Below are 10049 nucleotides of genomic sequence, written 5' to 3'. Positions count from 1 at the left end.
ACTCGCTCTTGAAGAAGCATAGAGGAAAACTCTTGGTAAGAAAGAGGTTGCGAGAATAAATAACCTTGGTATTGATCGCAGCCTAGCTCTTCTAACACAGCCAGTTGTTCCTCATATTCTACACCTTCCGCTATCACTTTTATTCCTAGGCTATGCCCCATCTGCACCATAGTATTAACTAGAACTCTATCTGAGTGACTGTTTGAGCATTCATCGACAAAGCATTTGTCAATTTTTAACACATCTATCGGTAACTGTTTAAGGTACTTCAAGCAAGAGTACTCAACACCAAAATCATCTATTGCTATCGTGACACCTACCGCTCTAAGTTGGCGACAGATATCAGTAATATGCTCCGGGTCACTCATCAACGTAGACTCTGTAATTTCGATTTGTAGCAAATGTGAGGGTAATTGGGTGTCTTTTAGTGCCTTACACACCACATCAAACAGATCAGCATGTGCGAACTGTACTGTAGATACATTAACCGCAACACAAACATCAAGTCCCTGCTCATTAAGTTGCTTTGCTTGTCTACAAGCTTGATAGATGATCCACTGACCTAATGGAACAATTTGCGTTGTTTTTTCTGCTACAGGGATAAACTCAGCTGGAGAAATGGGACCAAGATGAGGATGGTTCCAACGGATCAGTGCCTCCGCCCCAATTATACGCGCCTCATTGATAGACACCTTGGGTTGGTATTGCAGCACAAACTGTTGGTTAGCCAGTGCGTCTTTAATTTCCGTTTCGATCTGATGTTGGCGGATCGTTTCATTCAAAAGTTGGTCATCAAACCAGCATACTGATCCCGCACCTTCGGTTCGCGCTTTATACAAAGCGAAATCTGCATTTTTTCCCCAGAGTTCTGTATTACCCTTAGCATCCATCGCCATCGCAATTCCAATACAATAGTCAATCCGGTGGGATGTGTTATCGATGCTGAACATCATTTTTTGATGCATTGAGAGTTCATCAACTAGCTCATTAAGCGTCGTCTCTATATCTTTGTTCTCCACGAGAACTACAAACTCGTCCCCGCCAAAACGAAAAATCTTACCTCGAACGCCAACAAGATCTTGTAAGTGCTTAGCAAATGCTACTAGCAGAGCATCGCCATGACGGTAACCAAGGCGATCATTGACGTTTTTGAACCCCTCTAACCCAATATGAATTAGGCCAAAATGAGTGGCGCTTGACTTGTTCACGTCTTTAACTGCTTCATGATAAGCATTAATGTTCGGCAATTGAGTCAAATAATCAGTGAGACTATCTTTTAGAAACTGAGCGGCTTGCTGACTCGTTTTGACATAAAAATAAACCATTAAGGTAGAAAACAGAGTCAGTGCGGTTACTTCTATCGACACATCAACAAACGCTTCAAAGTCTTCAATGGAGAGTTGGTATAAATAACTATTAATTAAGGCTGCTCCAACCGCGATAGGCCATAGCGTGCCAGGAAAAAGCACGATGTAACATAAAGGGAGAAGCACAAGGCTACCCTCAATGTTCTCAAGGGTAAAAGGTTCAATTAACCCACCTATGACAATCAGTGCCAAAGAAGAAAATGCGAACAAGTGCTTTAGAGAGTTGTCTTTGATGAACAGCGCAACCATCATCATCAATGGAAACAGGTAATACACGTGATTCCATATATGAGGAACCATCGTCAAAGTATACGTGACCCAGCCGACTGCAGAGAGGTAAGCCAGATAGCCCATAACTTGCAAGCCATCGGATAATTGATTTAGGCGCATAGTTATCCCTAACTAAAAGAGTTTCTCAACGTTAGAAATCAACACTTCCAATTGGTTACGCTCTATTTACTGTAGCGCTTTTACTTTTATCCTAGTAACGATCGAGATAAATCGCACAAGCGTACCACCAGTACTCGTCATCAAATACATCATGACTTGTAAATCAGTAAGGCAACAATTGGTCCGTTTCGTTTATAACTGCTCACTATAAACATTAGTCCATAATCACCTAAATGCGCACAGGGGGATAAAAAGTACTGAGTTTATTGAGATTCAATCTTGTACGCATCAATCAAGCCGACAAAGTCGTAGGAAGGAAGAGGTTTTGAAAACAAGTAACCTTGGTATTCGTCACATCCTTCTTTATCAAGCAACTTCAACTGCTCTTCTTCTTCGACTCCTTCGGCTATTACCCGTTTATTGAGGTTGTGGCCCATCTGAATAATGGTGCGAACCAACATGTGATCTGTGTGAGAGGTTACACAGTCATCAACAAAAGACTTATCAATCTTAAGGACATCAATAGGAAGTTTTTTGAGGTAGTTTAGCGACGAGTACTCAACACCAAAATCATCAATCGCAATAGTCACGCCCAACTCACGCAACTTTTCACACGCTGATATGACATATTCTGGTTGTTGCATCAATGTCGACTCAGTTATCTCAATTTGAAGTAAGTGAGGGGGGAGTTGAAACTCTTTAAGAGCGTCACGAATAAACGCATAGACATCATCGTGGGCAAACTGAACATTAGAAACGTTAATAGAAACCACGATTGAATGACCACTGTCATGCCAACTCTTTGCTTCTCGGCACGCTTCCCTCGCAACCCAGCGGCCCAGAGGTACTATCTTTCCCGTTCTCTCCGCGATAGGAATAAACTCTGCCGGTGAGACCATTCCGAGGTTAGGATGCACCCATCGTACTAACGCTTCTGCACCTACCAGTGCATTGCCCTCTATTGAAACTTTCGGTTGGTAATGGAGCACAAAGCTATGCTCATCCAGTGCACTTTGTAGCTCAGCTTCGATTTGATGCTGTCTTACCGTCTCATCAAGTAAATCATCATCATACCAACATACCGCCCCGGCCCCATCTTGACGGGCTTTAAACAACGCCAAGTCCGCATTCTTACCCCAAACGATAAGATTGCCTTGCGCATCATTGGCAAGCGCAACGCCTAAGCTAAAAGACAAACGGTGCGACATATCACTCACTTGGTATAGATTGGAGTGGTGTTCATGGAGGATTTCCAACAAGGATTCAAGCTTATCTCTAACTCGGTCGCCCTCAACCAAAAAAACAAACTCGTCTCCCCCTAGACGGTAGAACTTTGCAAAAGATGGACGTTGCTTACTCAGATGCTTGGCAAAGGTTTGCAGCAACTCGTCTCCATTGCGATACCCTAGCCTATCATTAACACTTTTGAAGTTGTTTAGACCGATTTGAACGACAGCAAAGCGTGACACGTTTTCTTCATTAATATTGCGGATATCTTCATAAAACGCATTTAAATTAGGCAACTTCGTCAATACATCAGTGTAGCTGCTTAACTTATATTCTTGAGCTTGTTGTTTCGCTTTGCTGTAGTAGTAGGTCATGATCGTCGCAAACACTGTGATTGCGAAAACCTCGATAGCGTCCTCGATAAATTCATCGAACTCTTCAGGTGGAAGGTTATAGAGATAACTTAAAATCAGTGCTATAGCGACCAAGATTGGGGTGTACGAACCTGGAAAAAGGACAAGATAACAAAGAGGTAGTAAGATAAAGCTCTCTTCGATTGCATCAAGCTCAAGAGGTTCAAGTAAGCCGCCGACAAAGATAACGGCTATCGACAGCACCGCGCACATGATTTTCAGGCGGTCATTTGAAACAAACAGAGCCAGAGTCATGGAAAACGGGAACAAGAAATAGGCTTCCTTCCATACTTCGTGTTCCGTTACCAGTGTGTATGTAATCAGTGCAACCGATAACAGGTATAACACTCTTACCGTCATTTTAATTGAGCTTGGTACAGTTTCGTCTAGCACATCCAACCTTAGACATTGTCTTCTCGTTCCGACCTTGGAACCTCGCGGTAGAAACTCTAATAAAAGAATGGTTTAACACTTTAACTATAGAGCTTATTTCAGATTCACCCTTACTAATGTGACAATATTATTAAGATTTAAAAGCATTAGATTGATGCGCGCCGCAAAAATTAAAAGCTTGCATTAAGTTTACTACTACAAGCCAAGCTGTTCAGAAAGCTCTTTCATTTGTTTCAGGTCCATTTGATGTACTTTAATCATCTGATTTATCTGGCTTAAACGTGAGTTGGCTTCATCTTGCTTATCACACGAATCCGATTTAGCGTCCCACGAAGTGCCCTCTAGATAAGCATCACAGTCCGTTTTAAGAGCCGCAATTTTAGGTAGTAGTGATTCGCGCTCTTTTTCTAGAGCTTCCAGCTCCATTTTCACTTTAAGCTCTTGCTGGAATAACTCTCTAGAACGCTCGAACATAGTCGCCTGCATATCAGCTTGTCGATTAAGCTGAGTGTTAGCTTTATTAGCCTCTGCTAGGTTTTTCTTTTGGGCCGAAACTTGCTCTTCAAGTGATAAATTCACTTTTTCCAACTCTGCGACTTGCGCATTTAACGCTTGAATAGCGGCATCATGTTCTAATGCTTGCTCTTGAATGGCTTGCTTAAGTTTATTCTCTACTTCGGAGTCAACATTTGCGACTCGCACCTCAACCTGCTCTACTAAGCTCTGTTTATCTTCAACTAAAGCGTGGTATTTCTGTTCCATGTTTTGGTAGGCAGACTCCCACTTACCCGCCGTCAAAGATGATCCGATAAGCCCGCCAATAGCCAAGCCTAAAACGCCCGCAATGGTGATGTAGAGATAACTGCGACGATCTCGCTCCTCAATAACCACAACGTCTTCGTTTTCCTCAATTTCTGTCTGCTTGTTCACTTGGCTCGCTCCTAACCACTAGCGGATTAACTCTGTTACCATCAAAGTCGCGGTGTAAATGAAAAAACCAGAAAGTAATGTAACTACGACATACTTTTGAAGTTTTTCACTAGTACGATATCGAATCAAAACAAACGCAAGTGCTACTAAAAACACAATTGCAATCAAACGAGTCATACGCTCTCCTTAGCTTCACCGCATAACCTAATTTCAATATGTTAGCTAGTTCATTTATACCATTAAACATACAAGAATAGTCAGCAGAAGGTAGTTTTCTTTGTCTGTAAGTCTAATATTTATTCAAGACTTCAACTAACGACAACAGAGTGTGTAGATAATCAGCAACTCACTGGCAAACCGCAGAATAAAGTTTGGCGCTTGAAACGAAACAAGGTATAAGTAACCCGTAAAACTAACCGAGGCGATACAATGAAACCATATCAATTAGACAACAAAAAACGTCGTATTCTTAAGAAGCTATACTTAGGCGAGTTCGCTATGCTTGGCTTCGAAATCAGTTGTGAAACGACTATCACAGATTTCGATAGCTACGACGCATTTGTCGACGAATTTATTGATTACATCGACAGCCTAGGTTTGTGTTTCGGTGGTGGTGGTCTTGAGCACTTTGAAGGCTTCCTATGCGCTCAGAAACGCTACATCGATGCGACTGAAGAGCAAAAAGCTCAAGTCATTGCTTGGCTTGAAGCACGTAATGAAGTTAAATCTGTTGAAAGCAGTGAGTTGTTAGACGCCAACTACTTCTAAACCCAACGCATTTAAAAAATAGCGCCTTTGATAGGCGCTATTTTTGTTTGTGTGCAATTACCGAACTTCTAGACCAAGGTTGTATTGAGCTAAACAACGGGTGACATAGCTGACTTTAAGAAATGCTGCGATCACTATCGTACTGATGTGTGCCGCAATCTGTGCGGGTAAGGAGAAGTAGTCAGCATACGGATAGGAAACTAGCACACTTAACAGCATTGCCAACGTAGTTACAACTAACGCTATATTCGAGACGTTGAGCAATAATTTGAATTTATCAGTTTTTTGTTGAGCAAACATAAGGACCTCACTAGAGTCATTTTTATTTTACCTTCATTTTGCACAACTCATGCCAACCACAAAAAACACATCAATATCAACATCTTAATAAAAACCCAACAAAACAAGGAAGTCTAAATGACATATCAATAATCAAGTCAATTAGACTCAATAATGTCATAAACTTACCAATAATTAATCTGTAAACAAATATTGAATTACAGTGTTTTTATGATAGAGTTCACACGTCAATAATACAGAGTTATTGACCATCTTTTGCTCACACTAGTGCGCAATTGTTCCGATGAAGACTGCAGGAGAGTGGTTGTTATCTAATTGTTAACATTTAGATAGGATAACCCGCCGAAGAATTAACTATTTCAGGAGCTACCTAGGTAGCGGGGACTGTAGTTGGAGGAACCTCTGGAGAGAACCGTTAAATCGGTCGCCGAAGGAGCAAGCTAAATCGTTCAATACGACTTAGTGAAACTCTCAGGCAAAAGGACAGAGGAGTGGAAAGTACCAACCAGCTATAGACTTCCTGTCTTCTATTAGCTTATTTGAGATCCTTGATCTCTGCTTTTCTCTCTTCTCCTTAGTAATGCTTTATCAATTAAGGGGAAATCATGGATAACCTACAATCTTTACTTAAGACCATAGACAGCTTTGTCTGGGGACCACCACTACTTATTTTACTCGTTGGTACCGGTGTCTATTTCACTTTTAGCCTAGGCTTAATTCAGTTTCGACACTTACCGACTGCACTAAAAATGGTGTTTAGTAAAGATGATTCGAACAAACAAGGGGACGTTTCTAGTTTTGCTGCGCTCTGCACTGCACTATCTGCGACCATAGGTACGGGAAACATTGTTGGTGTTGCAACAGCAATTAAACTGGGGGGACCAGGCGCTCTATTCTGGATGTGGCTTGCGGCTTTGTTTGGCATGGCGACCAAATATGCTGAATGCTTGCTAGCTGTGAAATACCGTAAGGTTGATGATAACGGCCAAATGGTCGGCGGACCTATGTACTACCTTCAATACGGTGTTGGCTCAAAGACATTAGCAATCCTATTCGCGGTATTTGCTCTAGGTGTTGCCTGTTTTGGTATTGGTACCTTCCCGCAGGTCAATGCCATTCTAGATGCATCTGAGATTTCGTTTGGCATTTCTCGCGAAATCTCTGCCACTTTACTCACCTTGCTTGTCGCTTTTGTAACGCTAGGTGGTATTCAGTCTATTGCTAAGGTGGCGGGTAAAGTCGTTCCAACAATGGCGCTCTTTTATGTCCTTGCCTGCCTTAGCGTAATCATAATGAATGCTGATAAGCTGCTTGATGCCGTTGAACTTGTATTAGTCTCTGCGTTTACTTCCACTGCAGCGACAGGCGGCTTCTTAGGCGCAAGTATTATGCTGGCAATTCAATCGGGTATTGCTCGCGGTGTGTTCTCAAATGAGTCGGGCCTAGGTAGTGCGCCAATGGCGGCGGCGGCGGCGAAAACCGATTCGTGTGTGAAGCAAGGTTTGATCTCTATGACGGGTACCTTCTTCGACACCATCATCATCTGTACGATGACTGGCCTTGCGTTGATTCTTACTGGTGCATGGCAAAGTGATTTTGCGGGCGCTGCAATGACAACTCACGCTTTTGCTGTCGGCCTAAGCGCAGACACGTTTGGCCCAATGCTGGTCTCAATTGGTTTAATGTTCTTTGCCTTTACAACGATTTTAGGCTGGAACTACTATGGTGAGCGTTGTGTCGTTTTCTTGTTTGGAACTAAAGCGGTTTTACCATACAAGTTCATTTTCGTGGCATTGGTCGCGTCAGGTGCATTCCTTCACCTCGATATGATTTGGATTATTGCTGACATAGTGAACGGTTTAATGGCGATTCCTAACCTAATCGGTTTAATCATGCTTCGCCATGTGGTATTAGAGGAAACTAAGCAATACTTTGCGGCGCAGTTTACCTCTATTAACGCTGCAAAAGCATAGCCTTCATCGATAAAAAAACAGCGACCTAAGGTCGCTGTTTTTTATTCGCCTACAATGTTTATTGTTCTTCAAGAATAAGTTTCACGCCTAAACCGACTAAGACCATACCTGTAGTTGCTTCCATCCAGTGCATAAATCGAGCGCTTTGGAGTAAAGTTTTCGCTTTCGTTAGCGCTCCTGCCAACCCACATTGCCAAATCATTGCAATGACGAAATGAATACTTGCCATTAAGGTCGATTGCAAAAACGCAGAGCCTTCAGGGTTAATAAACTGAGGCAAAAAAGCGAGGTAAAATACTGCGGTTTTTGGATTAAGAACATTAGATAAAAAGCCTTCTCGCAATGACTTGAGTCGATTCTCGCTTCGGAGTGGTTTGACTTTTGCCACCGTTAGTGACGAATCTGTATTAAAAAACAGCGCTTTTAAGCTGCTCAAACCTAGGTAGATCAAATAAGCCGCACCAATCATCTTAACCATGTTAAATAGCTCTGCCGATTGAGCAAGCAACGCAGATATACCAATCGCAGAGAACGTTGCATGAACAAATAAGCCCAGACAAATCCCCAAACTCGTCATTGCTCCATCTTGGAAACCACCTCTAGAAGAGTTGCGAATCACCAGAGCGGTATCTAGCCCGGGAGTCAATGTCAATATCGTAATAGCAATCAAAAATGCTTCAAAATTCGCAATCAAAGTCAGCCCCATTTATTCGTAAACCCAATATCCTTAGCCTCCGTTATAGCGATATTTCGAGGTCGATTTCAACAATTAAATACCCCCTCACTAGTATTTAGTTCCAACTTATTTCTATTAACTCAGTGAATAATAAAGTGTTTACCCCTTGGACTGGCTATCTTAGATTGATAGACTCTCGCTTTTACTAGTCACGGAAGGCGAACAATGAGCGCATTCAAGAAACTCACTGAACATTCAAAAAAAATCTCTCGATTCGAGCACCTAAGCGCGATCTGTAGTTGGGATCAAGCGGCTGTAATGCCAAACGGCGGCAATCAAGCTCGCTCTGAAGCGATGGCCGAGCTCTCAGTGCACATGCATAATTTGCAAACTCAACCTCAACTTGCAGATTGGTTTGAAGCAGCCGAACAAGAAGAGCTTTCCAGCCAAGAAAAAGCCACGCTACGCGAATTAAAGCGTAACTGGCAACAAGCGAATATCTTGCCAGAAGAGCTCGTTCAAGCTCAATCGCTCGCAGGCTCAAAATGTGAGCATGCTTGGCGCACTCAACGTGGAGAGAATGACTGGCAAGGTTTTGAAAAAAATTGGGCGGAAGTTGTCAAACTGTCACAAGAAGAAGCACAAATTCGCGCCGAAGCGACCGGGCTCTCTCCTTACGACGCAATGCTCGATATCTATGAGCCAGGAACTCATTCTGAATCACTAGATAAATTGTTTAGCGATGTAAAAACTTGGCTGCCAGATCTCATCGATCAAGTCATTGAAAAACAGTCGTCTGAGCAGTTTGTTGAACCAAGCGGCACATTTGCCACTGAGAAACAAAAAGCTCTTGGCTTAGATGTAATGAAACTACTTCAGTTTGACTTCGAACATGGTCGACTTGATGAAAGCGTTCACCCATTCTGTGGTGGCGTGCCAAGTGACGTCCGTATCACAACTCGTTACGACGAAAACGAGTTCGTTCAATCGCTTATGGGGATTGTGCACGAAACAGGCCACGCACGTTATGAGCAAGGCTTACCTAAATCATTGGCTGGGCTTCCTTCCGGCGAAGCACGCTCTATGGGCATTCATGAGTCGCAATCTCTGTTTTTTGAAATGCAGGTAGGCCGCAGTGATGCATTTATTGCTCACCTGTCACGTCTTGCTGGACAGCACTTTATCGGCAACGACGCGAACCTATTCTCTCAAGAGAACTTCCAAAAGCTCTACACTCGAGTTAAAAAAGACTTTATTCGTGTAGACGCAGACGAGCTCACCTACCCTGCACACGTTATTCTGCGTTATGAAATCGAGCGAGACTTGATGAACGGTAAGATCAAGCACACTGATATCCCTGAACTTTGGAATCAAAAAATGCAGCAATACCTTGGTCTATCGACCGATGGCAACTTCCAAAATGGCTGTATGCAAGACATTCACTGGACAGATGGAGCCTTTGGTTACTTCCCTTCATATACGCTTGGTGCAATGTACGCCGCTCAATTTATGGCAGCTATGAAGCAAACAATTGATGTGGATGGCGCCATATTATCTGGTGATCTGTCGCCTATTTTTAACTGGTTAGGTGAAAACATTTGGAGCAAGGGTA

General features: G+C 42.7%; 9 protein-coding genes and 1 riboswitch. Of the genes, 3 read left to right on the top strand and 6 right to left on the bottom strand.

The annotated features are described in order from the left end of the window. From AC4MRV_RS20590 to AC4MRV_RS20575, 4 genes are all read right to left on the bottom strand, one after another. Positions 1–1757, bottom strand: a 1757-nt coding sequence (locus AC4MRV_RS20590; RefSeq protein WP_491189169.1) for a putative bifunctional diguanylate cyclase/phosphodiesterase, incomplete at its 3' end; no start/stop codon positions are given. A 263-nt stretch (positions 1758–2020) separates the two neighbouring features. Further along, positions 2021–3757: a putative bifunctional diguanylate cyclase/phosphodiesterase gene (locus AC4MRV_RS20585; protein ID WP_491189170.1), complete on the bottom strand. Its 1737-nt coding sequence runs from the start codon at positions 3755–3757 to the stop codon at positions 2021–2023. A 228-nt stretch (positions 3758–3985) separates the two neighbouring features. After that, positions 3986–4720: a chromosome partitioning protein ParA gene (locus AC4MRV_RS20580; protein WP_491189168.1), complete on the bottom strand. Its 735-nt coding sequence runs from the start codon at positions 4718–4720 to the stop codon at positions 3986–3988. Positions 4721–4738: 18 nt separating this feature from the next. Continuing rightward, the gene (locus tag AC4MRV_RS20575; protein ID WP_491189167.1) at positions 4739–4897 is read right to left on the bottom strand and encodes a hypothetical protein; all 159 of its coding nucleotides are present in this window, start codon (positions 4895–4897) and stop codon (positions 4739–4741) included. A 252-nt stretch (positions 4898–5149) separates the two neighbouring features. Between AC4MRV_RS20575 and AC4MRV_RS20570 the strand changes: the two genes are divergently transcribed. After that, positions 5150–5488 (top strand): YggL 50S ribosome-binding family protein, encoded by a 339-nt coding sequence (locus tag AC4MRV_RS20570; protein WP_491189166.1) that lies wholly within the window; start codon positions 5150–5152, stop codon positions 5486–5488. 57 nt (positions 5489–5545) lie between these two features. Here AC4MRV_RS20570 and AC4MRV_RS20565 read toward each other — a convergent pair whose 3' ends face one another. Then, positions 5546–5788, bottom strand: a complete 243-nt coding sequence (locus AC4MRV_RS20565; protein ID WP_491189165.1) for a hypothetical protein — start codon at positions 5786–5788, stop codon at positions 5546–5548. A gap of 392 nt (positions 5789–6180) precedes the next feature. Further along, positions 6181–6285, top strand: a riboswitch (glycine riboswitch). Positions 6286–6393: 108 nt separating this feature from the next. Between AC4MRV_RS20565 and AC4MRV_RS20560 the strand changes: the two genes are divergently transcribed. Then, positions 6394–7761: an alanine/glycine:cation symporter family protein gene (locus AC4MRV_RS20560; protein ID WP_491189164.1), complete on the top strand. Its 1368-nt coding sequence runs from the start codon at positions 6394–6396 to the stop codon at positions 7759–7761. A 58-nt stretch (positions 7762–7819) separates the two neighbouring features. Here the strand turns inward: AC4MRV_RS20560 and AC4MRV_RS20555 are convergent, their stop codons facing one another. Beyond that, positions 7820–8467 (bottom strand): LysE family translocator, encoded by a 648-nt coding sequence (locus tag AC4MRV_RS20555; protein ID WP_491189163.1) that lies wholly within the window; start codon positions 8465–8467, stop codon positions 7820–7822. A gap of 195 nt (positions 8468–8662) precedes the next feature. Between AC4MRV_RS20555 and AC4MRV_RS20550 the strand changes: the two genes are divergently transcribed. After that, positions 8663–10049, top strand: a 1387-nt coding sequence (locus tag AC4MRV_RS20550) for a carboxypeptidase M32 (RefSeq protein WP_491189162.1), incomplete at its 3' end; no start/stop codon positions are given.

The sequence above is a fragment of the Vibrio sp. genome, assembly GCF_984391705.1.
The sequence above is the reverse complement of the archived record's forward strand: the minus strand, read 5'-3'. Positions and strand labels throughout refer to the sequence as shown.

What these genes read in the sequence shown, in the direction of transcription:
- AC4MRV_RS20585 (WP_491189170.1), bottom strand. Translation starts at nt 3,757, where the DNA reads ATGACGGTAAGAGTGTTATACCTGTTATCGGTTGCACTGATTACATAC.
- AC4MRV_RS20575 (WP_491189167.1), bottom strand. Translation starts at nt 4,897, where the DNA reads ATGACTCGTTTGATTGCAATTGTGTTTTTAGTAGCACTTGCGTTTGTT.
- AC4MRV_RS20570 (WP_491189166.1), top strand. Translation starts at nt 5,150, where the DNA reads ATGAAACCATATCAATTAGACAACAAAAAACGTCGTATTCTTAAGAAG.
- AC4MRV_RS20565 (WP_491189165.1), bottom strand. Translation starts at nt 5,788, where the DNA reads ATGTTTGCTCAACAAAAAACTGATAAATTCAAATTATTGCTCAACGTC.
- AC4MRV_RS20560 (WP_491189164.1), top strand. Translation starts at nt 6,394, where the DNA reads ATGGATAACCTACAATCTTTACTTAAGACCATAGACAGCTTTGTCTGG.
- AC4MRV_RS20555 (WP_491189163.1), bottom strand. Translation starts at nt 8,467, where the DNA reads ATGGGGCTGACTTTGATTGCGAATTTTGAAGCATTTTTGATTGCTATT.